Origin of the sequence: Photobacterium carnosum (assembly GCF_021236965.1) — a bacterium.
Classification (GTDB): Bacteria; Pseudomonadota; Gammaproteobacteria; order Enterobacterales; family Vibrionaceae; genus Photobacterium; species Photobacterium carnosum.
Genome location: NZ_WMDN01000004.1, coordinates 128,503 through 155,463, shown reverse-complemented (window position 1 = coordinate 155,463; position 26,961 = coordinate 128,503). Strand labels below are relative to the sequence as shown.

The following is a 26,961-nucleotide window of genomic DNA, read 5'->3' as shown; positions in this document are numbered from 1 at the left end:
TTATAGAAAGGCATTATTTAGGTAGTGCCTTTTTTTATGCCTTATTTATTCTATTCTTGTTTATTTTATGATGGGTTGTTAGCCATTTTATTGGTTTTATATTCTGATTTATAACTAATGTACAAATTATAACCACAAAAAGGGGGTGATTAACGCTTTTTGATAATATTAATAGCTTTAACCTTACCAATAATAGGTGTAAAAAACTAGAAATGTGACATTGATCTAGTTGATACTGGCTGTTGTTAAGCAAATGTTTGGTTTTTAATGTGTTTCATTTGTCTGTTTGTGGCAAATTAATATAACTCCTGTTAATGTTTTAGACAATTCTTCGGTTTGATAGTTGTTCTCTAGGATTGAGAATAACTATTTTGTCATTAATTAATATGACCTACTGAAAATGTCATGGACGTTATAAATTGATGTATTGGAGTTAATGCATGTATAAGAATAAAATTACCCAAGCTTTGTTACTTGGCGCTGGTCTCGCTGTTGCCCTTCCTTCTTTTTCAATTTTTGCAGCGCAAGTTCCCGCTGACGTTAAATTAGCTGACACACAAGAGCTAGTCCGCGCAAATGGCACTGAACCTGAATCTCTTGATCCTCAAAAAGTATCGGGCGTGCCTGAATCTAACGTTATTCGTGATTTACTTGAAGGCTTAGTTAATCAAGATGCCGATGGTAATCTGGTTGCTGGTGTCGCAAAATCGTGGCAAACAACTGATAATAAAACGTGGATTTTTGAGCTACGTGATGATGCTAAATGGTCAAATGGTGATCCCGTAACCGCCGATGATTTTGTTTATACATGGCGTCGTCTTGCTGATCCTAAAACCGCATCTCCTTATGCGTCATACCTTGATATGACAACGATGGCTAATGCTTCTGATATTATTGCGGGCAAAAAATCACCTGAAACGTTAGGTGTTGAAGCCGTTGATGCTCATACCTTAAAAGTCACGTTAGATAAGCCATTATCGTATTTTGCGTCAATGCTTGTGCACACCTCAATGAAGCCGGTTAATAAAAATGCCGTTGAAAAATTTGGTGATCAGTGGACTAAGGTCGGCAATTACGTTTCCAATGGTGCTTATCAATTGGATCAGTGGGTTGTTAACGAACGTATTGTTTTAGTCCGTAATAATAATTACTGGAATAACAAAGACACCGTTATTAACCAAGTAACATTTTTACCGATTGAAAACCAAGTTGCTGCCATGAATCGTTTTCTTGCGGGTGAAGTAGACATGACGTATGAAATGCCCAATGAACATTTCAAGCGTTTAACCAAAGATTATCCGCAAGATGTCAAAGTAACCCCTTATTTATGCTCTTATTATTATGAGTTTAATACTGCACGTAAGCCGTTTGATAATGGCGATGTACGTAAAGCATTATCTTACGCCATTGACCGTGATGTATTGGCGAAATTTATCGTGGGTAAAGGTGAAACGCCTGCGTATAACTTTACCCCATTAGCAACTAACGGTCTTGATGTTGATATGCCGGATTACGCTAAATTAAATCAAAAGCAACGTCTAGAAAAAGCCAAAGCATTATTAGAAGCGGCTGGGTATAACCAGAGTAATCCACTGACATTTAAAGTGTTATATAACACTTCAGAGAACCATAAAAAGATTGCCGTTGCGATTGCATCAATGTGGAAAAAAGGATTGGGTGTTGAAGCTCAACTTGAAAACCAAGAGTGGAAAAGTTATTTAGACAGTAAACGCCAAGGTAACTTTGATGTCTCTCGTGCGGGTTGGTGTGGTGATTATAATGAAGCTTCAACCTTCTTAGCGATTATGCGTACTGGTCACTCACAGAATTACCCTAAATATGCCAGTGTTGATTATGACAAAGCGATTGATGATGCCATTCTTGCCCCTACAGCGGCTGAGCGTGCAGCAGATTATAAACGTGCAGAAGCAAGTTTAGCGCAAGATATGCCGATTATGCCTATTTATCACTACGTAAATGCTCGTTTAGTGAATCCACAATTAGGTGGTTATCCTATGAAAAATGCAGAAGACAACGTCTATTCTAAAGATCTGTATTTCATCGCTAAATAATCTTGCCAGTATAATCATTAGCTGCCTTTTATGCTGAAGGCAGCCCTCGCATGTACAATTAATACGGTAGCTTTAATATGATTAAATTCATTGCTAAAAGGATTTTTGAAGCGATACCGACACTGTTGGTATTGATCACCATCTCATTTTTTTTAATGCGCTTCGCTCCTGGTAATCCTTTTACTTCAGATCGCCCTTTACCGCCGGAAGTTCTCGCTAATATTGAAGCTAAATATGGTTTAGATAAACCTGTGTTTGATCAATACACCACCTATTTAAGCAACATTGTTCAAGGGGATTTTGGTCCTTCATTTAAATATAAAGATTTCACGGTTAATGAGTTAGTGTCTAAAGCGTTACCCGTATCGGCAAAAATAGGCTTTTTCGCTTTTATTTTTGCGTTGGTTATGGGGGTATCCGTTGGCACTCTTGCCGCGTTAAAACAGAACACGTGGCTTGATTACACCATTATGTCGACCGCGATGGCGGGGGTGGTGATGCCTTCCTTTATTCTCGCTCCGGTGTTGATTTATATCTTCGCCATTAATTTACAGTGGTTACCTGCGGGTGGCTGGCAAGATGGATCGTTAAAGTTTGTTATTCTGCCAATGTTAGGCATGGCTTTATTGTATGTAGCAACCTTCGCGCGTATCACTCGTGGCAGTATGATTGAAACGCTAAACAGTAACTTTATTCGTACCGCTCGTGCTAAAGGATTGAGTTACCGACATATTGTTTTAAAACACGCGTTACGCCCAGCCTTATTACCCGTGGTGTCATACATGGGACCTGCTTTTGTCGGCATTATTACCGGCTCAGTAGTGATTGAAACTATTTTTGGTTTGCCCGGTATCGGTAAGCTGTTTGTTAATGCCGCCTTTAATCGTGATTATTCATTAGTGCTTGGTATTACGATTTTGATTGGTTCGTTAACGATTATCTTCAATGCCATTGTCGATATTGTGCTAGCGATGATCGATCCTAAAATTCGCTATTAAGAGGCTGATAATTATGATTTTAACAAAAAAAGATAATATTGAAGCGCTGGAGAAATTTTCAGAAAGCCTTGAAATCGAAGGTCGTAGTTTATGGCAAGACGCGCGCTCACGTTTCTTTCGTAATAAGGCGGCAATGGTGTCACTTGTTATTTTAGGACTGATTTCTCTTGCTGTTATTTTTGGACCAATGATGAGCCAATATGCCTTTGATGATACCGATTGGTACGCGTTACATGCGGTGCCATCATTAGGCGCGGAAGGACATTTCTTTGGTACTGATAGTCTTGGACGTGATCTTTATACGCGTACTTTAGTCGGTGGTCGAATTTCACTGATGGTGGGATTATTAGGTGCTTTAGTTGCGGTGGTAATTGGCACACTTTATGGTGCCGCTTCTGGTTTTATTGGTGGTAAAACGGATCGGGTGATGATGCGGATATTAGAAATTCTGTATTCGATTCCATTTATGTTTTTTGTGATCGTATTAGTGACCTTTTTTGGTCGAAATATCATGCTGATCTTTATCGCTATCGGGGCTATTTCTTGGCTGGATATGGCACGTATTGTTCGCGGTCAAACCTTGTCTCTACGGGGAAAAGAATTTATTGAAGCGGCACATGTCAGTGGTGTTAGTCGTTGGCGGATTATTACTCGGCATATTGTGCCGAACGTGTTAGGTATTGTCGCTGTTTATTCAACATTATTAGTACCAGCAATGATCTTGACCGAATCATTTCTAAGTTTTCTTGGGCTTGGTGTACAAGAGCCAATGACCAGTTGGGGCGCATTATTAAATGAAGGCTCACAAACCATGGAAGTAGCTATTTGGCAGTTATTATTTCCAGCTGGTTTTATGATGATCACTTTATTTTGTTTTAACTATGTCGGTGATGGTTTACGTGATGCGTTAGATCCTAAAGATAGATAAAAATAAGCAGCGACCTATTTTATTGATCAATGCCACTGTTATAGGGCAGTACAGTGAAATAAATAAAATAGGTATCGCCAATATCATTCACTGGATAATAAATAATAACCGAAGAGAATGTACGGTGCTTATTGTTGATAACAAGGAAGTAGTATGAGTTTGTTAGAAATTAAAGACTTACGAGTTGAATTCACGACTCCTGATGGCAATGTTACTGCGGTAAATGATTTGAATTTTTCGCTAGAGCAAGGTCAAACCTTAGGCATTGTTGGTGAATCGGGTTCAGGTAAGAGCCAAACTGTATTTGCAATTATGGGTATCTTAGCGAAAAACGGCATTATTAGTGGAAGCGCTAAATTTGAAGGTCGAGAGATTTTAAATTTATCTGAAAAAGAATTAAATCGGATTCGTGCAGAACAAATAGCGATGATTTTCCAAGATCCAATGACCTCACTAAACCCGTATATGAAAGTCAGTGAACAGTTAATGGAAGTGCTGACATTACACAAAGGCATGAGTAGATCTCAAGCGTTTGAAGAATCAGTAAGAATGTTAGATGCGGTTAAAATTCCAGAAGCTCGTCAACGTATGGCAATGTATCCTCATGAATTTTCAGGTGGTATGCGCCAACGTGTCATGATTGCAATGGCATTATTATGCCGACCAAAGCTGTTAATTGCTGATGAACCAACAACGGCACTCGATGTGACGGTACAGGCGCAGATCATGACGTTATTAAACGATCTTAAATCAGATTTTAATACATCGATCATTATGATCACCCATGATCTTGGTGTCGTGGCGGGAAGTTGTGACAAAGTGTTAGTGATGTATGCTGGAAGGACGATGGAATATGGCGATATTAACGATATTTTCTATCGTCCGAGCCATCCATATACCGAAGGATTACTGCGTGCGATTCCGCGTTTAGATACTGAAGGCGAAGATTTACCAACGATCCCTGGTAATCCACCCAACTTATTGCGTTTGCCGGTTGGCTGTCCATACCAAGAGCGTTGTCATCGTGTATTACCGCGTTGTAAGCAAGAATCACCGCTATTAATGCCATTTGCACAAGATAGATTACGTGCTTGTTTTGCTGATATGGGAGCATAGTAATGAAGTTGGAAAAGAAATTATTATTAGATATTACTAATCTTAAAGTCCATTTTAATATTGCGTCTAAATCAGCATGGCCTTGGAGCCAACCATCAAAATTAAAAGCCGTTGATGGGGTTAATGTGTGCGTTTATGAAGGTGAGACTTTAGGTATTGTTGGTGAGTCAGGATGTGGTAAATCAACGTTTGCGCGCGCCATCATAGGGTTAGTGGAGGCGACAGAGGGGAAGGTAGTATGGTTAGGACAAGATCTCACTAAACTTAATCACAGTGCGTTGCGTGAAAAACGTAAACAGATTCAAATGATTTTCCAAGATCCATTAGCATCCTTAAACCCACGTATGACCGTTGGCGAAATTATTGCAGAGCCATTAAAAGCATTTTACAGCCAATTATCTAAAGATGAGGTGAAACAACAAGTGCAGGCGATGATGACAAAAGTTGGATTATTACCCAATGTCATTAACCGTTATCCTCATGAATTTTCTGGTGGACAATGTCAACGTATTGGTATTGCACGAGCGCTGATTTTAAAGCCTAAAATGATTATTTGTGATGAGCCAGTATCTGCACTTGATGTTTCGATTCAAGCGCAAGTGGTTAATTTGCTTAAATCTTTGCAAAAAGAAATGGGGCTAAGTTTAATTTTTATTGCGCATGACTTATCGGTTGTTAAACATATATCAGATCGGGTATTGGTAATGTATTTAGGTAATACCGTTGAGATGGGAGACTGTAAAACCCTTTTTGCCGATCCTCAGCATCCGTACACTAAAGCATTAATGTCAGCGGTTCCTATTCCTGATCCGAAATTAGAACGTAATAAACAGATTGAATTATTAGAAGGCGAGTTACCTTCACCGATGAATCCGCCATCCGGCTGTGTTTTCCGTACACGTTGCCCTAAAGCTGTCGCTGTTTGTGCAGAGCAAAAGCCTGAATTACGGGGTACGTATCAGCATACTGTAGCATGTCTAGCGCTTTAATTATGAAAGAGGAATAATGACCTGTTATTAACTATGCGTTATTCCATTTTAGATAATATTTTATCAATGCATTATTCTATTGTTAATAAAAAGGACGTTATGAGATAACGTCCTTAATTATTAAACTAATCTATATCGAAGATAATTTATAGCTTATCAGTTAGCTTAATTGCATCACCAATGTAGTTAGCAGGTGTTAGCATTTTAAGGCGTGCTTTTTCATGTTCAGGCAGTTCTAAGCCATCAATGAATGTGCGCATACCTTCACCATTAACACGCTTACCACGAGTTAGCTCTTTTAGCTTCTCATAAGGCTTTTCAATACCGTAACGACGCATTACTGTTTGTACTGGCTCTGCAAGTACTTCCCAGTTGCGGTCTAGTTCAGCTTCTAGTGCTGCTTGGTTTATTTCAAGCTTACTGATGCCTTTGATGGTTGATGTATAAGCAATAATTGCATAACCACAACCAACACCTAAGTTACGTAAAACCGTTGAGTCTGTTAGATCACGCTGCCAGCGAGAAACGGGTAGCTTTTGTGCTAAGTGACCAAAGATCGCATTTGCTAGGCCAAGGTTACCTTCTGAGTTTTCAAAATCGATTGGGTTAACTTTGTGTGGCATGGTAGAAGAACCAATTTCACCTGCAATTGTTTTTTGCTTAAAGTGACCTAAAGCAACATAACCCCAAATATCACGATCGAAATCAAGCAAAATAGTATTGAAGCGGGCAAACGCATCAAATAATTCTGCAATGTAATCATGCGGTTCGATTTGCGTAGTGTAAGGATTAAATGTGATCCCTAGCGCTGTCACAAATTCTTCACTGTATTGGTGCCAATCGATATCAGGGTAAGCCGATAGGTGAGCGTTGTAGTTACCAACCGCGCCATTGATTTTACCAAGAATATCAACGTTTTCGATTTGCTTATATTGACGTTCCATGCGGTATGCCACGTTTGCCATTTCTTTACCCATCGTTGATGGAGAAGCAGGTTGACCGTGGGTACGTGTAAGCATTGGAATATCACGGAATTGATGCGCAAGATCTTTAATCGCATCAATAACGTTACGCACTTCAGGAAGCATTACTTTTTCACGTGCTTCAGTCAGCATAAGCGCGTGAGAAAGGTTGTTAATATCTTCTGAAGTACAAGCAAAGTGAATAAATTCATTCACAGCATGAAGTTCTGGCAATTCAGCCACTTTTTCTTTTAGGTAATATTCAACTGCTTTTACATCATGGTTAGTTGTACGCTCAATCGTTTTGATACGTAGCGCATCTTGTTCGCTAAACTCAGTCGCAATACGATCTAAGAATGCGTTTGCTTCAGCGCTGAATGCAGGAACTTCAACAATAGCGTCAGTAGCGGATAATTTTTGTAACCAACGGATCTCAACGATAGTACGGTATTTTAGTAAACCGAACTCACTAAAAATACTGCGTAATACGCTTGTTTTGCTTCCGTAGCGGCCGTCTACTGGGGAAACAGCTGTCAGTGCTGACAGTTCCATGTTGATCTCTCCTGGTTTATGAGGGTTAAAACAAAATTAATATTCAGCCTGATTTTTCAGGCTGAATTGAAGTTAGCAATGCGTTAGTTTAATTTCGAGCGAGTAAGATTTTTGCTTGCTCTAACATTTGCTTACGACCAAATAATAAATGACGGCGTTTACCACCGACTTGACTCCAAAGGACAGCACTACGAACGGCAGCAAGTAACAGTGCCCGAACGCGATGCTGAACATTAGGTAATTGTAATTGCGCTGGCGTGCCAGATACTTGAATTCTAGGTCCTAGTGGACTGATAATATCCAAATAAATACTGGCAATATTACTCAGCATTTGTTCATCAAGAAGGTTAAAATGAACCGTTTGACGTTTCAATGTACCCACTCGATCACCCAGTTGTGCCATGCTATCGCGACGCGCTGATAATTTTCGTTCAAGCGCCATCACACCCACAAGGTAGCGGGTTATTTCATTGCCTGATGATGAACCATCAATATCGCGTACCATCGATTCTAAACCGATACGTAAGTCAGCTTCGCTACCATAGACGCCTATAGTATCGCTTGGGTCTGTTGCCATAATGCTATTGAGCATAGTGGATAATGCTGCTGAATCGCAATTGCCATTACGGGCAACGTCTTGAACTAATTTGACTGCTTGGCACATGCCTGCAAACGCAATCGTTCGATCATAAATAGAGTAAGCCACGCGCAAAAACTCCTTTAAATTCGCTCTTCAATAATGCCGCCACCAAGGCAGAGTTCACCGTTATAGAACACGGCTGATTGTCCTGGTGTTACTGCAATTTGAGGCTCATCAAAAATTACTTTAATGGTTTCATCATCCATAGGGATAATAGTACAAGCAAGATCTTGCTGACGGTAACGTGTTTTTACCGTACATGCCATTGTTTCTCGAATAGGTTGACGATCAACCCAATGTAACTGAGAGGCAATCAAACCGTTTGATTTTAAACGAGGATGATCTTTACCTTGACCAACAATAAGTACATTACGTTCTAGATCTTTATCAACAACATACCATGCGTCTTCAAGGCCATTACCACCTTTCTGACCACCAATATGTAAGCCTTTACGTTGACCTAGTGTGTGGTACATCAATCCTTGGTGTTCACCGATAACGCTACCATCATCAGCAACTTCAATTTTACCGGGTTGAGCAGGTAGGTATTTACCTAAAAACTCTGTAAATTTACGTTCACCAATGAAACAAATACCGGTTGAATCTTTTTTCTTCGCGGTGATCAAACCTTGCTCTTCTGCAATACGACGAACTTCAGGTTTTTCAAGTTCACCTACAGGGAATAAACTGCGTGAAATTTGCTCATAACCTAAAGTGTATAAGAAGTAACTTTGATCTTTGTTGTTATCAACACCACGCAACATTTGAGGTTTTTCACCTTCAACTGTTGGGAAAGTACGACGGGTATAATGACCCATTGCAATATAGTCTGCTGCAAGCACTTCATCAGCAAATTCGAGGAAGGCTTTAAATTTGATTTCTTTGTTGCACAGAATATCTGGGTTTGGCGTACGGCCTGCTTTATATTCAGCAAGGAAGTATTCAAACACGTTATCCCAGTATTCAGCTGCAAAATTGATGGTATGCAGCGTAATACCAAGTTTGTCACATACCGCTTGTGCATCAGCGAGATCTTCAGCAGCAGAGCAATATTCGTCGTTATCGTCTTCTTCCCAGTTTTTCATAAACAAGCCTTCAACTTGATAACCTTGTTGAAGGAGCAGGTAAGCGGATACCGATGAATCTACGCCGCCGGACATGCCGACAATGACTTTCTTTTGGCTGTTATCAGACATATTTCTCTACTGTCGCTAATTTAGTGTTAAGGGCATAATTCTAACAGAAACCCAGCCCCTGAAACAGATCGAGAACATAATCACACTTTAATAAATAGTTATTAACGATAGCGGCTGTACGAATAAAGACAACAGCGCTAAAAAAAGCCATTTAAAAACGGATATATAGATAAAAAAGGTAATATTTTTTTAGCAGAGAACTGCTGGATGAACCCAAATAGCAAACGTTTGCTATTTGGTGCAATCATAGAGGATGTTGCTAAAAATGTGTAGTTTTTTGTTGAGGGAAATAGTTTTACACGATTGAAGGAATATTGAAGGGAATAATGCGCTCTGATGTTAAACATAGAGCGCGAAGAGTATAAAGGCTAAATTACGCTTGAATTGGGGCTGGAAGAGTGATCTCTTTCCATTCTCCTGGTGCTAAATCTGCCACAGTCCATTGTGCCATTTGATAGCGAATTAAACGTAATGTTGGAAAGCCAATATGCGCCGTCATACGACGAACTTGGCGGTTACGACCTTCACGTAAAGTAATTGCTAACCATGTGGTTGGAATATTTTTACGCTCACGAATAGGTGGCGTACGTTCCCAAATTTGTGGTGATTCAATAACTTCAATTCCAGCGGGTAATGTTGGGCCATCTTTTAATGTCACCCCATCACGTAATTGCTGTAAATCTTCAGCTGTTGGTGCACCTTCAACTTGTACCCAATAGACTTTTGCCTGTTTTGATTGAGGCTGCGTTAACCGTGCTTGCAAAATACCATCATTGGTTAGTACCAGTAAGCCTTCGCTGTCTTTATCTAATCTTCCTGCAGGATAAACATCTTTTACCGGGATGAAATCAGCTAAGGTGCTGTCACCTGGTTCACCTGAAAACTGGGTCAAAGTGTTATAAGGTTTGTTAAATAAAATCACTTTTTGTGGTCCGCGAGGACGCTTCGGTTTATTTATTTTTCTTGACGCTCTGCGCTCATTATTGGCACGAAGAGGTTGACGATTTGTGGTGTTTGGCTTCATAAATACGCGTTATTGTGAGAGTTGAGGATTTGAACACACTTATTATACGTGAAAAATTACACAATTGACGTATTGATAAAATTTAAAGTATGATTTGCTCGCTTCTTACAAAACGTTAACAAATGGACGCTAGGAGATTTAAAATGGATAGTAAAGTAATTGTACCAACAGCAGGTCAGAAAATAACAGTAGATGCTGAAGGTAAATTGATTGTTCCTAATACCCCGATTATTCCGTACATCGAAGGTGACGGTATCGGGATTGATGTAAGTCCAGCAATGATTAAAGTTGTGGATGCCGCGGTTAAGAAAGCGTACGCCGGAGACCGAAAAATTGAGTGGATGGAAATCTACACGGGTGAAAAATCAACCCAAGTTTATGGTGATGACGCATGGCTTCCACAAGAAACTCTTGATTTTATTCGCGAATATAAAGTTGCTATTAAAGGTCCATTAACAACCCCTGTTGGTGGTGGTATTCGATCTCTTAACGTTGCATTGCGTCAAGAGCTTGATCTTTATATTTGTGTTCGTCCTGTACGTTATTTTAATGGCGTACCAAGCCCAGTTAAACGTCCAGAATTAACTGACATGGTTATCTACCGTGAAAATTCAGAAGATATTTATGCGGGTGTTGAATACCAAGCAGGTACTGCTGAAGCAGATAAAGTTATTCAGTTCCTACAACAAGAAATGGGCGCGACGAAAATTCGTTTCCCACAACAATGTGGTATTGGCATTAAGCCTGTATCAGAAGAGGGAACGAAACGTTTAATTCGTGCCGCTATTCAATACACTCTTGATAATGATCGTGATTCGTTAACCTTAGTACATAAAGGTAATATCATGAAATTTACTGAAGGTGCGTTTAAAGATTGGGGTTACGATGTTGCGCTACAAGAATTCGGTGCTGAATTACTTGATGGTGGCCCTTGGATGACGTTAAAGAATCCAAACACAGGTAAAGAAATTGTGATTAAGGATTGCATTGCTGATGCTTTCTTACAGCAGATTTTACTGCGTCCAGAAGAATATGATGTTATTGCAACCATGAACCTTAATGGTGATTACATCTCTGATGCTTTAGCGGCTCAAGTGGGTGGTATTGGTATTGCTCCGGGTGCAAATATTGGTGATGGAGTGGCTTTATTTGAAGCAACGCATGGCACTGCACCTAAATATGCAGGTCAAGATAAAGTAAATCCGGGCTCATTGATTCTTTCTGCGGAAATGATGTTACGCCATATGGGTTGGACAGAAGCGGCTGATTTGATTATTAGTTCAATGGAAGCGGCGATCAGTAATAAGACCGTAACCTATGATTTTGAGCGTTTAATGGAAGGTGCTAATTTACGTAAGTGTTCACAATTTGCTGATGACATGATTGAACAAATGTAATTATTCATACCGCTAGATAATCGTTTAAGGCTCAGCATTTGCTGGGCCTTTTTTATACCTATTATTTTTTATACCTATTATATTATGCAACTAATCTATTAATACCAAAGTGTTGGGTAAACAGAAAAAATGTGTTGGTAGATTAATCAAATACACTATGTACTCGTGCGCTAACTCTCAAACAGATAACAACAAAAGTATCTAGATATAGGCAGTTGATTAAAATTGGAATAGGATAGGATTACAATGAATATGTTTGTTTTTTGTTAAAAATGCTGCCGTTTTGAGTCGCATTTAAAAGAATGATAATCGAACTTTTTTATGCGAGTTTTATGCAGTTATTGCAAGGGGTAAAAAACTGCGTTTTTAGCTATAGATGAATATTATAATGTAAAATTGAATACGAATACTTAATAACCTCAGATGGCTGTCGAAGTCGATGGGTAATTAGTATATTGTATCAGTCATTAAAATTTTGGTTTCAAGTTAACGAATAAAAGGTGAGATAATCTCACCTTTTAATGTGCATCTAATACTGGGTCCGCTTATTTGGCTTCATCGCCTTGTGCGGGAACAATAGCACTTGCATGGTAACCTTTAGGGCCAGTTTGAACCTCGTAGTTCACTTGTTGACCTGCCTTAAGTGTTCGGTAACCATCCATCTGAATTGTTGAATAGTGAGCGAAAATATCGTCTTTACCTTCTTCGGGGCAGATGAAGCCAAATCCTTTGGCGTTATTGAACCATTTCACTGTACCTATTGCCATGCTATACATCCTTTTTGCATTCAAGTTCCATTTGACATTAGTTGCTTATTCAGTAATGTTTTGTTGCATACTAATGCGATTTTGATGCAGATTACATCTACTATAATTTACAATGTAGTAAAATAAACTAGTCAGTCAAGTATTGTTTGTAACATTTTGATAAAATCTTTTATTAACTTGGCTATAGCCAGCTCACGAATTAATGAACTAAGATAAAACTATGAGTAAGTTATACGAATGGATGAATCCTGAATCTGATGTGTTAGATAAGGAAGAAATCCAAGTTAAGCCGCCATCGATGTATAAAGTAGTACTAAATAATGACGATTATACGCCGATGGATTTTGTGATTGATGTGTTACAAACATTTTTTTCCATGGATCTGGAGAAAGCTTCTCAGTTAATGCTCGCGGTACATTATGAAGGTAAAGCCATTTGTGGCACCTTTACTGCCGAAGTAGCAGAAACAAAAGTTGCGCAAGTAATGATGTACGCACGGGAAAATGAACACCCGTTGTTGTGTACGATGGAAAAAGCATAATCTTTTTCCGGCACGCCATATTGAGTGGTTTTTAGGGGAGGTGCCTTATGCTAAATAAAGAACTTGAAGCAAGCCTGAATGGTGCATTTGCACGAGCAAGGGAAAAGCGTCATGAGTTTATGACGGTAGAACATTTATTGATGGCACTGTTAGAGAATGTCGCCACACAAGAGGCGTTATTAGCGTGTCGTGCTGATCTTGATCTGTTGCGTAAAGAGCTAGATTCTTTTATTGAACAAACAACACCCTTAATTCCAGTGGATGATGAAAGTCGTGAAACCCAACCAACATTGAGTTTTCAGCGGGTGTTACAACGTGCTGTGTTTCATGTCCAGTCTTCTGGCCGTAGTGAAGTCACTGGTGCTAATGTATTGGTTGCGATTTTTAGCGAGCAGGAATCACATGCAGCATACTTGCTCAAAAAAAGTGATATTAGCCGTCTTGATGTAGTGAACTTTATTTCTCATGGCACTGTTAAAGGCAGTGATAATGATGACGTAAATCCATCTGAGATGGGTAATACCGAAGAGCAACGCACCGAGCAAGGTAGTTCTGAAGATAAGCTTGAGAATTTTGCAATTAACCTTAACTTATTAGCGAAATCAGGCGGTATTGATCCTCTGATTGGCCGAGATCAAGAGCTAGAACGTACTGTACAAGTACTTTGCCGTCGTCGAAAAAATAATCCGTTATTAGTGGGTGAAGCGGGTGTCGGTAAAACGGCTATCGCTGAAGGTCTTGCATGGCGTATTGTTGAAGGGCAAGTGCCTGAGATTATTCAAAATTGTGTGATTTATTCGCTTGATATTGGTTCTCTTTTAGCGGGTACAAAATACCGTGGTGACTTTGAAAAACGTTTTAAAGGTATTTTAAAACAGCTTGAAAAAGAAGAACACGCGATTTTGTTTATTGATGAAATTCATACCATTATTGGTGCAGGTGCAGCCTCCGGTGGTCAAGTTGATGCAGCAAACTTACTTAAGCCACTATTGAGCAGCGGTAAGCTTCGTTGCATGGGTTCAACAACCTATCAAGAATACAGCAATATTTTTGAGAAGGAGCGTGCGTTATCACGTCGTTTCCAAAAAATTGATGTGGTTGAACCGTCATTAGATGACACTACTAAAATCTTGATGGGCTTGAAGTCAAAATACGAAGCGCATCACGAAGTACGTTTTACCAATAAAGCGATTCGTGCTGCGGTTGAGTTATCAGCTAAATACATTAATGAACGTCATTTACCCGATAAAGCGATTGATGTTATTGATGAAGCAGGTGCACGTTGTCGTTTAGCACCTGCCAGCCGCCGTAAGAAAACAGTCAATGTTGGTGATATTGAAGCCATGATTGCTAAAATGGCGCGTATTCCAGAGAAATCAATCTCCAGCAGTGATCGTGACGTACTAAAAACTCTTGAGAGCAGATTAAAAATGCTGGTTTTTGGTCAAGATAATGCCATTAGTGTATTAACTGAAGCGATCAAATTAAGTCGAGCTGGATTAAGTGCTGAGAATAAACCGGTTGGTTCATTCTTATTTGCAGGCCCAACGGGTGTCGGTAAAACAGAAGTAACGGTACAGTTAGCGCGTACTATGGGTATTGAACTGTTGCGTTTTGATATGTCGGAGTACATGGAACGTCATACAGTGAGTCGTTTAATCGGTGCTCCTCCTGGTTATGTGGGTTATGACCAAGGTGGTTTATTAACTGACGCCGTAATTAAAAATCCTCATTCCGTTGTTCTGCTGGATGAAATTGAAAAAGCGCATCCTGATGTGTTCAATTTATTATTACAAATAATGGATAACGGCACGCTTACTGATAATAATGGTCGTAAGGCTGATTTCCGTAATGTTATTTTTGTAATGACAACTAATGCGGGTGTTACTGAAACAGTACGTAAGTCGATTGGTCTTATTCAGCAAGATCATAGTCATGATGCGATGGCAGAGATTAAACGTATCTTTACACCAGAGTTCCGTAACCGTCTGGATAATATCATTTGGTTTAATCATCTTGAAAAAGACATTATTGGTCAAGTGGTCGATAAATTTATCGTAGAACTACAAGCGCAGCTAGATGCTCGTGGTGTATCGATGGAAGTCTCTGAGCGTGCACGTGAGTGGATGTCAGATAAAGGTTATGATAAGGCGATGGGCGCACGTCCAATGGCACGTGTGATTCAAGAGAACCTTAAAAAGCCACTTGCGAATGAATTGTTGTTTGGTTCATTAGTTAATGGTGGTTCAGTACGTGTTGATTACATTAATGGCGAGTTAGATTTCCAATTCAATAGTGAAATGGAAGCGGCGCATTAAAGTACTTTTTTAGTTATATAGCGATAAACAAAAACGCCGTAGATAGTAACAACTATCTGCGGCGTTTTTATATTATGACTACTTGTGATCATCATCCGCTAAAATAAAACCCAGCGAATAGGCTGGGTTTTATTTGCAGCACTAATCTTTTAGAGAAAGATTAACGTGCACGGAAGACGATGCGGCCTTTAGTTAGGTCGTAAGGCGTCAGTTCCACTGTTACTTTGTCACCAGTAAGGATACGGATGTAGTTTTTACGCATCTTACCAGAGATGTGAGCAGTAACAACGTGACCGTTTTCCAGCTCAACACGGAACATAGTATTTGGTAGTGTATCTTGTACAGTACCAGCCATTTCAATTACGTCTTCTTTTGCCATTGAATCCTCTTAGGCTACCAGCCATTCATCTTGATCGGGCTGGATAATGCCTTGAAACTGTTTGAGTGTAAAGTTTAGGACGTAATTTTACCCTTGCTAGCTGTTTTTGTCAGCTTTTGTTCGCGATTAATCCATTTTTTCTCAGCTAATTAACAAAAGGTGATGTAAATAAGTCGTTATTGCGGCTATTTTGACCGCTTTGGTTTTTTTATAATACCGAAGAGATCCATTCACCATTGATTAATTTTTGATGTGGTGAGAAGCGAATTTTGTAATTCATCTCTCGGCATTGATCAATTTGATAGCCAGGATAGAGCCATTGGCGCTGTGTTTGGTGGCAAATTTCAATTTGTAGTAGAACACATAATGTGCCTAATGATAATTTATGATCTGGCTCAAAAAAGCTATAAACCGCACTGAGTGAATCAGGAAATACATCGGTAATAGCAATTGCAATTAATTGATTATCTTGATAAAGATGTAAGAAAGCAATATTCATCCATGATGCACTAATAAAATCAAAAAATTGTTCTTTATTAGCTGGAAACATTGAGCCGCTAGCATGACGAACCGTAATATAACGCTCATAGAGTTCAAACCAATCAGGATCTAATTGTTGTTTAAATTCCCACTGTAATTTTTTTAATTGATTTTGTTGGCGTTTTTGGCTTTTAGATGGTGTGAATTCTGTGCAATTAACGCGCAATGGTGTACAAGCATTACAGTTTTTACACATTGGTTTATAAATGATACTGCCGCTACGGCGATAACCTGAACTAATTAATAAATCGTAACCATTAGGGTTTAACCACGGTTGATCCATTACAACCCCAAGTTGATCACGTTGTTGTGGTAAGTAATTACAGTCACCTTCAGGTGTAAGACCCAGTTGTAAGGATAATTCTTTCATCATTAATTCGTTTATAACACTAAAGTTTGAGGGTGATAGCATTCAGCGGGTAATACACTATCTCGTTGCTGATGCAATTGTGTTAAAAAAGTCGGACGATCTAATTCACTCGCACCTAAAGAGGCTAGATGGGGGTTCATCATTTGGCAATCAATGAGAGTGCCACCGTGGTTTGAAAAATGGTAACAAAAATACCATAACGCAATTTTTGAGGCGTTATCCGCAAGGGAGAACATTGATTCGCCACAAAAAACACTGCCCACAGCAATTCCATAAAAACCACCGACTAATTGTTGATCTTGCCATACTTCTACTGAGTGACACTCACCAATATCATGTAATTTTTGATAAGCGTTAATCATCTCTTCAGTGATCCAAGTGTGCTCTGGGCCACGAGATTCAGCACATTGACGGATCACCGCATGACAGGCATGGTTGATGGTGATGGTATAAGATACTTTTCGCATAAATTTGCGTAAGCTTTTACTGGGTGTAAATTGCTGTGGAATAAAGATCCCACGTGGGGTTGGACTCCACCATAAAATAGGTTCGCCCTGTGAGTACCATGGGAAAATGCCGTGACGATAAGCTTGGCGTAGACGTTGTGGGCTAAGATCACCTCCAAAAGCGAGTAGTCCATTAGGATCGGCAAGGGCGGTACTTGGATCGGGAAATTGTAATGATGAAGGATCAATTTCGGGTATATAAATCGTCATTTATTATCAACAATATGCAAGTCAAAAAGCTACGGTAGTTAATATAACATTTAACTACCGATAAAAAAAACGCCAATAATCTTGATTGATTATTGACGTTATATTTGGAGTAGATTACCAATTAGAGCTTAAATACGGCGACATAATTCCGCATATCGACCATTTTGTGCCAGCAGTTGTTGATGCTGACCATATTCAATGATCTCACCTTCATCCATTAAGCAAATTTGATCCATACTACCGAGCCCGACTAAACGGTGCGTAATAAATAACACTGTTTTATCTTTGGCAAACTCAAGTAATAAGGTCAATATTTGCTGTTCAGTTCGACGATCAAGCCCTTCTGTTGGTTCATCTAATAACAGAATAGGGGCGTCATGAAGTAGGGCGCGTGCAATGCCTATACGACGACGTTCACCACCTGAAATATGGCGTCCGCCATCACCAAGCCAAGTATCTAAACCATTGTCATCAAGTAAACTACTTAAACCGACTTTAGCTAGCACCTCGACAAATTGCTCATCAGTAGCATCAGGTTTTGCTAATATTAAGTTTTCACGCAATGAGCCATTAAAGAGGTCGACTCGCTGGCTAACAACAGTGATTGCGTTACGTAATGCCGGTTCGCTCCATGTTGGCAGTGGTACACCATCAATGGAAATTGATCCTTGTTGCGGATCCCAGCTACGGGTTAGCAATTGTAATAAGGTTGATTTACCACAACCCGTACGGCCAAGTAAGGCTAGTTTTTCACCTTGTTTGATATCTAGTGATAAATGCTTAACGACGGGTTTATCACTGCCATAATAGGTGTAACTGATATCATTAAAGCAAATGTCACCCTTAGCTATCGCGTTGTAACCCTTTGGATCAAAGACGGTGTCAGGGGTTGCCTCAATAATCTCATTTAGGCGTTTAGCGGATGATAATGTTTGACCTAAATACTGGAACGCACCAGCTACAGGCATCATCATTTCAAAACTTGCCATGGTAGTAAAAGCGACCATTGCCACAAAAGGATCCGGCGCATGGCCTGCAATACCGTTAGCGGCAATCCACAGAATGATAACCAGAGTCCAACCTGTTGCTGCCATTAATAGACCGTTTGCTATACCTGTTAACCCTGCCATTTTTCGCTGAGCATCAAGTAATTTATCTTGTTCTGCTTCGGCTTGTTGACGGTAGCGTTCTTCTGCATTAAACAGTAATAACTCAGCGTGGCCTTGGATCCAATCTAATAGCGTGATGCGATAGTTTGCTTTAGCATAAGTTAATGTTTCACCATTGCGTTTACCTAAGTGATAAAAAACAATCGGTAAAATAATCATTAATGCTAATAAAATACCACCAAGGGTAAAGCCTATAATGGGATCAAACCAAGCCAGAAAGCAGGTAACAATAATAATGCCTAACACACCGATAATCAGTGGGTTAACTAGACGCAGATAGACATGATCCATTGCATCAACATCAGCAACTAAGCGATTGAGCAAGTCGGCATCACGTAAATTAGCATGACGACCGGGGATCAATGGTGTGAGTTTACGGAAAAAGAATAACCGTAAATCAGCCAGTAGTTTAAAGGTTGCGTTATGGCTTACAACACGCTCTCCCCAACGTCCTGCAGTACGCACCATAGAAAAACCACGGACACCAGCACCTGGCACCATGTAATTAAAGGTTTGGCTACCCACCAGAGTTAGACCTGCAACCGCAGAGGCAGCAATAAACCAACCGGATAACGTTAATAGACTGATGGCAGACAATAATGTCAATAAGCCTAAAATCATGCCTAAGGTTAAACCAAACCAGTGTTTACGGTAGAGTTTAAGGTAAGGGATTAAATCACGCATCGAGATCCCTCTTATCAGTGGATGTGAGCATTTCAGCTAATAAACCTTGGTGACTAATGGTATCAAAAGCGCCATTTTGAACTAATTTACCGTTATCCATAACTAGAATACGGTCCATAGCATGGAGTTGATCCAGACGATGGCTAACCATTAATGTGGTGCGTTCAGTAACCGCTAATGCCAAACTTTCTAGCACTAAGCGTTCACTGTTAGCATCAAGACTTGCAGTGGGTTCATCAAGGAGCCAAAACGCGCCATTTTGTAGCATTGCACGAGCAACGGCAATACGCTGTGCTTGACCGACAGATAAGCCACCAGAGCGATCACCTACATGATGTTCATAACCTTTTTCAAGGCGCTGAATAAACTCATCAGCATAAGCTTGGCGGGCAACTTGGTCGACATCAGCATCACTGGCACTTGGATCACCCAGCGTAATATTGTCGCGCACTGTACCATGAACTAATAATGGATTTTGACCGACCCAGCTGATCGCTTGACGCCATTGATCATGTTTAAGTTCGTTCAGTTCAACATCGTTAATTTTAATACTGCCACGGTAAGGTAAAAAGCCAAGTAGAGCATTAAGTAAACTGGTTTTACCCGCGCCGCTTGGACCAATTAATGCCACATGTTCTCTGGTATTAATGGTAAAGCTTAGTGGGCCAGCCAATACTTGGCCTTCAGGGCTAAGAACCTCAAGATCAGTAACCGTTATTTGAATAGCATCAGGGGTGGGTAATGGTGTCTCACCGTTACTCATTTCATCGGCTTCAATGTTTAAAAATTCAACAATTGATTCTGCCGCGCCAATCGCTTGCGCTTTAGCATGGTAGAAAGTACCAAGATCACGCAGTGGTTGATAAAACTCAGGTGCGAGCACTAATACAAATAAACCTGTAAATAGCGAAAGAGGTACACCATAGTTACCAAAGTTCAGTTCGCCGATGAAAGCGAAGCCAAAATAGACAGCAACAATGGCAACAGAAATTGCCGAGAAGAACTCTAATACGGCTGACGATAAAAAGGCTAATCGCAGCACTTCCATGGTGCGTTTACGTAATACATGTGAAGCCGCATCTAGATTTTCAGCTTCAACATCAACGCGATTAAATAATCGTAGGGTTGATAAACCTTGTAAACGGTCATAGAAGTGGCCTGATAAACGTTGTAACGCTTTAAAGTTACGACGGTTAGCATCTGCTGCACCTAAACCGACTAATGCCATAAAAAATGGGACTAACGGTGCCGTAATAAGGAAGATTAAACCCGCTGCCCAGTTAAGAGGGAAGACTACCACTAAAATAACCACCGGAATTAATACTGCCAGTGACATTTGTGGTAAGTAGCGAGCAAAGAAATCTTGCATTTCTTCTACTTGCTCAAGCACTAAACTTGCCCATACGCCAGCAGGTTTACCCTTGATATAAGCCGGACCTAGATTTTGTAAGCGGTTGAGAATAAGTTGGCGAATGTGGAGTCGAATTTGTTCACCGCAACGGTAACCACAAACTTCTCGCCCCCAGCTACATAAAGCACGTAAACCAATAATAACAATAAGGCCCACAAACTGATTAACAAGCTGGTATTTATCCGTATGCTCCATGATCAGTTGATGCAAAATATTGGCTAATAAAGCCGCTTGCCCGATAAGCAATAATCCCGAAATAAACCCTAAGCCAATGCTGAACATCATCCAATGTTTGGCGAGTTTACTTTGGGATTTTAACCATTTGGTCAAATCGCGTTGTAATTGTTTATCCATATAAATAAGGTTTCATTACAGTATTTATGGTAAGTCGCTCTTACAGCAATATAGGTTGAGATCAATAGTGCTGTAAGAAGAAAAGCTACTGCCTAAACAGAGGCTTGATACTTTATTTTTGGTCAGCTAAAGCATCGAGGTAACGTTCTGCATCTAATGCAGCCATACAGCCCGTACCTGCTGAGGTAATTGCTTGACGGTAACTATGATCCATTACGTCACCCGCCGCAAAAACACCCTCAACACTGGTTTGAGTTGCATTACCATGAATGCCTGATTGAACTTTAATATAACCATTTTCCATATCAAGTTGACCGTTAAATATTGCTGTATTTGGCTGGTGGCCAATCGCAATAAATACCCCCATCACGTCAAGTTCTTCTGTTGCGTCTGATTGGGTATCTTTAAGGCGTAAACCTGTTACACCCATGTCGTCACCTAAGACTTCATCAAGCGTGCGGTCTGTGTGCAAAATGATGTTGCCATTGGCGACTTTGTCCATCAGACGATTGATTAAGATTTTCTCAGAACGGAAGCTATCGCGACGGTGAACAAGGTGAACTTCTGCGGCAATGTTTGACAGATATAACGCTTCTTCAACTGCGGTATTACCACCACCGATAACGGCAACTTTTTGGTTACGGTAGAAGAAACCATCACAAGTCGCACAAGCAGAGACGCCACGGCCTTTAAAGGCTTCTTCAGAGTCTAAACCAATGTATTTTGCAGAAGCGCCGGTTGAGATAATCAATGCATCACAGGTGTATTCACCCGTTTCACCTTTGAGACGGAAAGGGCGCTGGCTGAAATCTGTTTCGCTAATAAAGTCAGTGATAATTTCAGTATCAAATTTTTCTGCATGCGCTTTCATGCGGTCCATAAGTGCAGGGCCAGTTAGCTCATCTGCATCACCCGGCCAGTTTTCGATTTCAGTGGTGGTAGTAAGTTGACCACCTTGCTGCATACCGGTGATCATTACTGGTGAGAGATTTGCACGCGCAGCATAGACCGCAGCAGTATAACCCGCTGGTCCAGAACCAAGGATGAGTAGTTCACAATGTTTTACGTTACTCATTTTTTCTCCAGGCTGAATAATATTATTATTATGGAAGACTGATTGTAGGTAAATTGCAGTCGTAAAGGAAGAGGATGTCAGACAATCAATTATTTGCTTGTCCTATTGAATTCGGGCGATAAGCGTTTAATACCGTCTCAAATTTAATAAAAAATAGCTGTTATATTGACGACAAAAATACCGTAGCAAGGGTTTTTTTTGAAGTTCTAAAAGTGAAAAGTCAGATCGTGTTTTTTTGATCTAGCACAAAGTCCAGTGAGAAAAATAGTTAATAAGAGGTATTTTTATTTTTCAAATAGTAGTTGTATAACGATCACAGTGATAGTTTGAGAGACAATAAAAACACAGATTGGTTACGTCATGTTAATGTATTTGAATTGATGTGATTAATTTGCTTTGATAATCTGCTTTGTTTTGGTACAAATGGTTAAATATTTGTTTTTGATGAGTGGCATTTAGTTCAATCCTTGGGTGCTGAGAGTAACTATCGCGGGATAAGGAATGAAATACAATCTCACAATATCGTTATTTAATAGCACGATCGTCTGATATTTATCACAGATTGATTGACTATTAGAGTATTTGATTCTAAAAATAGATAAGATGTAGTATATTTTTTTGCAAGGAAGTGAGAAGGTGGAATATTAAATGGTAGATACCAAAAAGAAACCATCCAAGGAATTGGATCGCATAGACCGTAATATTTTGAATGAACTTCAAAAAGATGGTCGAATTTCAAATGTCGAGCTTTCTAAGCGTGTTGGCTTATCACCAACGCCATGTTTAGAGCGTGTGCGCCGCTTAGAGCGTCAAGGCTATATCAGTGGTTATACTGCACTATTGAATCCACAGTTTCTTGATGCATCATTATTAGTGTTTGTTGAAATAACACTTAATCGTGGTGCGCCAGATGTTTTTGAGCAGTTTAATAAAGCGGTACAAGAGCTAGAAGATATTCAAGAATGTCATTTAGTTTCTGGTGATTTTGACTATTTGTTGAAAACACGCGTATCAGATATGTCAGCTTACCGTAAATTGCTTGGTGAAACATTGCTACGTCTTCCTGGTGTTAACGATACTCGTACTTATGTTGTTATGGAAGAAGTTAAGCAAAGCAATAACTTGGTTATTAAGACTCGATAAATATTCGGGTCTACATCAATATGAAATTAATAAATATATACACCCTGAATAACGTTGCTGTTATTCAGGGTGTATTTGTATATACGTTATAAAAATAATAATTGATGCTTAATCATCCAAACAGATCTATGAATTGACATAATGATGAATTTATTTAATCACTGAACGTCTAAAATAAATAGCGATGAGTCGTTTGTGATAGTTAGCTTTTATTGCTTACGATTAAAAAAATTTTTATTTTAAAGGGCGACGAACACAGACAATGTGGTCTTTTAGTATAGAATGATGGCATTAAGATTTTTACTTTATATTTGTGAGTTTGCCGACGATATTGCTTGGTATCTGATGCAAGATTGTTATTAGCAGCAAAGTATTTACTTTGGGCGCTGAAAATATCAGCATGTTGGCAAAATATTCGAATTTGATAGAAACACCGGAGTTATTCTTGAGGAAGTTTAAAGGTAAAAAACTGCCCAAAATGCGTTTATCAGGTGGGCAACGCATTATTGAAGGTTTTTTGATCATCAGTATTTTGGTTGCCATTTATATGATGGTAGCACTCGTCACATTTAATCCTGCTGATCCATCTTGGTCGCAGACCGCTTGGGAAGGTGTTGTTCAGAATAAAGCTGGCTCGTTTGGCGCATTAGTCGCAGATACACTGTTCTTTATTTTTGGATCACTGGCTTACATTATTCCTATTGTTTTAGTGTTATTAGGATGGTTTGTTTTTCTACGTCGAGCCAGAATGCTGTCATTAGATTATATGGTCTACGGTACACGCTGGTTAGGGTTAATTTTATTAATTTTAAGTAGTTGTGGTTTAGCAGATCTTAACTTTGATGATATTTGGTATTTTTCATCCGGTGGCGTAATTGGTGACGTAGTTGCAAATATATCGTTACCATTACTCAATGTATTAGGTGCAACTTTGCTACTTATGTTTGCATGGGCGGTTGGTTTTACCTTATTTACGGGTGTTTCATGGACCACGATTGTTGATCAATTAGGCGAGAAAACATTATCAAGCCTAACGTGGATACTGAATAAGTTACGTTCAGATAAACATGAAATGATGCGTCCGTTTGCTACTGACATTGCGGCCGAATCAGATATGCCTTTCGCTAAGCATCTGCATGAGGTTAATGATGAACAAGATGATCCATTATTATCATCTTATACTCATCCATCTCAGCCTGGCGAACCTTCTTTTGAGCGTAAAGATCCTGTTTATACCTCTGCGAATACAACACCCATTATTCGTTCAACGGAAGCGGTAGCCGCAGTTGATCCATTAATGGATACCGTTACACATCAGGTTGAACCTCAACCCTATGTTGCACCAGTAGAACAAGTGGCTCCATATGTTGAACCTCAGCCCTATGTTGCGCCAGTAGAACAAGTTGCTCCATATGTTGAACCTCAGCCCTATGTTGCACCAGTAGAACAAGCGGCTCCGTATGTTGAACCTCAACCGTATGTTGCACCAGTAGAACAAGCGGCTCCATATGTTGAACCTCAGCCCTATGTTGCACCAGTAGAACAAGTGGCTCCATATGTTGAACCTCAGCTCTATGTTGCACCAGTAGAACAAGCGGCTCCATATGTTGAACCTCAGCCCTATGTTGAACCAGTAGAACAAGCGGCTCCATATGTTGAACCTCAGCCCTATGTTGCACCAGTAGAACAAGCGGCTCCATATGTTGAACCTCAGCCCCATGTTGCGCCAGTAGAACATGCTGCGCCGTATGTTGAACCTCAGCCTTATGTCGCGCCAGTAGAACAAGCGGCTCCATATGTTGAACCTCAGTCATATGTTGCGCCAGTAGAACATGCTGCGCCGTATGTTGCACCTCAGCCCTATGTTGCGCCTCTAGAACATGTTGCTCCTACAGCGGATGTTGATACTTCAGAAGAAGGGTTAACAGATGATGAAATCTTCCTAAAACGTATTCGTGATAAGCAAAAAGAACAAGCACACCTTGCCGGATTAGATAATCCATTCTTAATGCAAAGAGATATTGATTTACCTGTTCCTACTTCACCGATGCCGACATTGGATCTGTTGCAACCACCCCGTAAAACAGTTGAAAAAGCATCAGATGAAGAGTTACAAGTTATCGCTACCTTAATTGAATCAAAACTTGCTGATTATAAAATCAAAGTTCAAGTTAAAGGTATCTACCCTGGCCCTGTTATTACACGTTATGAACTTGATCTTGCGCCTGGCGTAAAAGTTAGCCGTATTTCGGGTCTATCAAAAGATTTAGCGCGTGCATTATCAACTACATCAGTACGCGTTGTTGAAGTGATTCCGGGTAAACCTTACATTGGTTTAGAGCTACCGAATAAAAGTCGTGAAACGGTATTTATGTCGGAAGTGATTGCCAGTGAGAAATTCCAAAACGTGGGTGGTGCATTACCTATCGTGTTGGGTAATGATATTGCAGGTGAAGCGGTTGTTGCTGATTTAAGTAAAATGCCGCACTTATTGGTTGCCGGTACTACAGGTTCAGGTAAATCTGTCGGTGTAAACGTAATGATTTTGAGCTTACTTTACAAATGTACGCCAGAAGAATGTCGTTTTATTATGATTGACCCGAAAATGTTGGAATTATCAATTTATGAAGGTATTCCACATCTATTAACGGAAGTGGTTACTGACATGAAAGATGCCGGTAATGCACTGCGTTGGTGTGTTGGTGAAATGGAACGCCGCTATAAGTTGCTGTCAAAGTGTGGTGTACGTAGTCTTGCAGGTTATAACGCGAAACTAAAAGAAGCCGCAGAAGCGGGACACCCAATCCATGATCCATTGTGGAAGGCGGGTGACACCATGGACGAATACCCACCATTATTGGAAAAAATGCCAAGCATTGTGGTTATCGTTGATGAATTTGCTGATTTGATGATGGTTGTAGGTAAAAAAGTAGAAGAGTTGATTGCACGCTTAGCCCAAAAGGCTCGTGCGGCAGGCATTCACTTAGTATTAGCCACCCAGCGTCCATCTGTTGATGTTATTACTGGCTTAATTAAAGCCAATATTCCAACGCGAATGGCGTTTACGGTATCAACCAAAACAGACTCACGAACTATCCTTGATCAAGGTGGTGCTGAAACCTTGCTTGGTATGGGTGATATGTTGTACTTACCGTCAGGTCAAAGTCATACCATTCGTGTTCATGGTGCATTTGCATCTGATGACGATGTGCATAATGTGGTTAATGATTGGAAAGCGCGTGGTCGACCTCAATATATAGAAAATATTGTTGATTCAAACCAAGGTGCTGATGGTTTACTGCCGGGTGAAGCACCATCAGGTGATGATGATTTAGACCAGTTGTTTGATCAAGTTGCCGCATTTGTAACAGAAACGCGTCGTGCTTCTATTTCAGGTGTACAACGTCGATTTAAGATTGGTTATAACCGTGCTGCACGTATTGTTGATCAATTACAAGCGCATGGTATTGTGAGTGCACCGGGGCATAATGCTAACCGTGAAGTGTTAGCACCTGCGCCAGTACAGCATCACGATTAATAAATAACGATATAACCACTCAGTTGCTGTAAGCACTAAAGTGTAAATAAAACCGCTGTGATAGTGATTGTCACAGCGGTTT

21 protein-coding genes are annotated in these 26,961 nt (G+C 40.0%); 10 read left to right on the top strand and 11 right to left on the bottom strand.

Features of this window, described 5'->3' with window-relative positions:
• Positions 1-440 precede the first annotated feature (440 nt).
• The 5 genes from GLP24_RS05835 to oppF all read left to right on the top strand — a co-directional run bounded on the left by GLP24_RS05835 (position 441) and on the right by oppF (position 6,103).
• Entirely contained in the window at positions 441-2,072 is a 1,632-nt protein-coding gene (locus GLP24_RS05835) for an ABC transporter substrate-binding protein (protein WP_232615676.1), read from the top strand.
• 77 nt (positions 2,073-2,149) lie between these two features.
• A complete protein-coding gene (gene oppB, locus GLP24_RS05830) occupies positions 2,150-3,070 on the top strand; it encodes an oligopeptide ABC transporter permease OppB (RefSeq protein ID WP_101768665.1) in 921 nt (306 codons plus the stop codon).
• Positions 3,071-3,086: 16 nt separating this feature from the next.
• Positions 3,087-3,998: an oligopeptide ABC transporter permease OppC gene (gene oppC / locus GLP24_RS05825; RefSeq protein WP_101768693.1), complete on the top strand. Its 912-nt coding sequence runs from the start codon at positions 3,087-3,089 to the stop codon at positions 3,996-3,998.
• Between the two features lie 153 nt (positions 3,999-4,151).
• Complete coding sequence (oppD, locus tag GLP24_RS05820) at positions 4,152-5,114, top strand: ABC transporter ATP-binding protein (RefSeq protein ID WP_152653090.1); 963 nt, start codon at positions 4,152-4,154, stop codon at positions 5,112-5,114.
• A gap of 2 nt (positions 5,115-5,116) precedes the next feature.
• Positions 5,117-6,103, top strand: coding sequence for a murein tripeptide/oligopeptide ABC transporter ATP binding protein OppF (oppF, locus tag GLP24_RS05815; protein ID WP_101768666.1), 987 nt, complete (start codon positions 5,117-5,119; stop codon positions 6,101-6,103).
• A 146-nt stretch (positions 6,104-6,249) separates the two neighbouring features.
• Here the strand turns inward: oppF and purB are convergent, their stop codons facing one another.
• The 4 genes from purB to GLP24_RS05795 form a co-directional block, all read right to left on the bottom strand.
• A complete protein-coding gene (gene purB / locus GLP24_RS05810) occupies positions 6,250-7,617 on the bottom strand; it encodes an adenylosuccinate lyase (RefSeq protein WP_101768667.1) in 1,368 nt (455 codons plus the stop codon).
• Between the two features lie 88 nt (positions 7,618-7,705).
• Entirely contained in the window at positions 7,706-8,323 is a 618-nt protein-coding gene (hflD, locus tag GLP24_RS05805; protein WP_101768668.1) for a high frequency lysogenization protein HflD, read from the bottom strand.
• Between the two features lie 14 nt (positions 8,324-8,337).
• Entirely contained in the window at positions 8,338-9,453 is a 1,116-nt protein-coding gene (gene mnmA, locus GLP24_RS05800) for a tRNA 2-thiouridine(34) synthase MnmA (RefSeq protein WP_101768669.1), read from the bottom strand.
• 373 nt (positions 9,454-9,826) lie between these two features.
• Positions 9,827-10,477 (bottom strand): pseudouridine synthase, encoded by a 651-nt coding sequence (locus GLP24_RS05795; protein WP_101768670.1) that lies wholly within the window; start codon positions 10,475-10,477, stop codon positions 9,827-9,829.
• A 143-nt stretch (positions 10,478-10,620) separates the two neighbouring features.
• Between GLP24_RS05795 and icd the strand changes: the two genes are divergently transcribed.
• Positions 10,621-11,874, top strand: a complete 1,254-nt coding sequence (icd, locus tag GLP24_RS05790; protein ID WP_101768671.1) for an NADP-dependent isocitrate dehydrogenase — start codon at positions 10,621-10,623, stop codon at positions 11,872-11,874.
• Positions 11,875-12,419: 545 nt separating this feature from the next.
• Here icd and cspD read toward each other — a convergent pair.
• Positions 12,420-12,641, bottom strand: coding sequence for a cold shock domain-containing protein CspD (cspD, locus tag GLP24_RS05785; protein ID WP_101768672.1), 222 nt, complete (start codon positions 12,639-12,641; stop codon positions 12,420-12,422).
• A gap of 220 nt (positions 12,642-12,861) precedes the next feature.
• Here cspD and clpS point away from each other — a divergent pair, with 220 nt between their 5' ends.
• The gene (gene clpS, locus GLP24_RS05780) at positions 12,862-13,182 is read left to right on the top strand and encodes an ATP-dependent Clp protease adapter ClpS (protein ID WP_080157900.1); all 321 of its coding nucleotides are present in this window, start codon (positions 12,862-12,864) and stop codon (positions 13,180-13,182) included.
• Between the two features lie 47 nt (positions 13,183-13,229).
• On the top strand, positions 13,230-15,500 hold the full coding sequence (gene clpA, locus GLP24_RS05775) for an ATP-dependent Clp protease ATP-binding subunit ClpA (RefSeq protein WP_232615675.1): 2,271 nt from the start codon (positions 13,230-13,232) through the stop codon (positions 15,498-15,500).
• A gap of 160 nt (positions 15,501-15,660) precedes the next feature.
• On the opposite strand, the gene infA is transcribed toward clpA, so the two are convergent.
• The 6 genes from infA to trxB form a co-directional block, all read right to left on the bottom strand.
• Positions 15,661-15,879, bottom strand: coding sequence for a translation initiation factor IF-1 (gene infA / locus GLP24_RS05770; RefSeq protein WP_045035821.1), 219 nt, complete (start codon positions 15,877-15,879; stop codon positions 15,661-15,663).
• Between the two features lie 208 nt (positions 15,880-16,087).
• On the bottom strand, positions 16,088-16,789 hold the full coding sequence (locus GLP24_RS05765; protein ID WP_232601612.1) for an arginyltransferase: 702 nt from the start codon (positions 16,787-16,789) through the stop codon (positions 16,088-16,090).
• An 11-nt stretch (positions 16,790-16,800) separates the two neighbouring features.
• Positions 16,801-17,505, bottom strand: coding sequence for a leucyl/phenylalanyl-tRNA--protein transferase (gene aat / locus GLP24_RS05760; RefSeq protein ID WP_232615674.1), 705 nt, complete (start codon positions 17,503-17,505; stop codon positions 16,801-16,803).
• 128 nt (positions 17,506-17,633) lie between these two features.
• A complete protein-coding gene (cydC, locus tag GLP24_RS05755) occupies positions 17,634-19,358 on the bottom strand; it encodes a heme ABC transporter ATP-binding protein/permease CydC (RefSeq protein WP_101768676.1) in 1,725 nt (574 codons plus the stop codon).
• Positions 19,351-21,123: a heme ABC transporter permease/ATP-binding protein CydD gene (gene cydD, locus GLP24_RS05750; protein WP_221943875.1), complete on the bottom strand. Its 1,773-nt coding sequence runs from the start codon at positions 21,121-21,123 to the stop codon at positions 19,351-19,353. The genes cydC and cydD overlap by 8 nt, the downstream gene beginning before the upstream one ends.
• A gap of 112 nt (positions 21,124-21,235) precedes the next feature.
• Complete coding sequence (gene trxB, locus GLP24_RS05745; protein WP_152653095.1) at positions 21,236-22,198, bottom strand: thioredoxin-disulfide reductase; 963 nt, start codon at positions 22,196-22,198, stop codon at positions 21,236-21,238.
• A gap of 648 nt (positions 22,199-22,846) precedes the next feature.
• On the opposite strand from trxB, the gene lrp reads away from it, so the two are divergent.
• Together lrp and GLP24_RS05735 are read left to right on the top strand one after the other, a co-directional pair.
• Entirely contained in the window at positions 22,847-23,341 is a 495-nt protein-coding gene (lrp, locus tag GLP24_RS05740) for a leucine-responsive transcriptional regulator Lrp (RefSeq protein ID WP_101768679.1), read from the top strand.
• 478 nt (positions 23,342-23,819) lie between these two features.
• Entirely contained in the window at positions 23,820-26,879 is a 3,060-nt protein-coding gene (locus GLP24_RS05735) for a DNA translocase FtsK 4TM domain-containing protein (RefSeq protein WP_407951493.1), read from the top strand.
• Positions 26,880-26,961 lie beyond the last annotated feature (82 nt).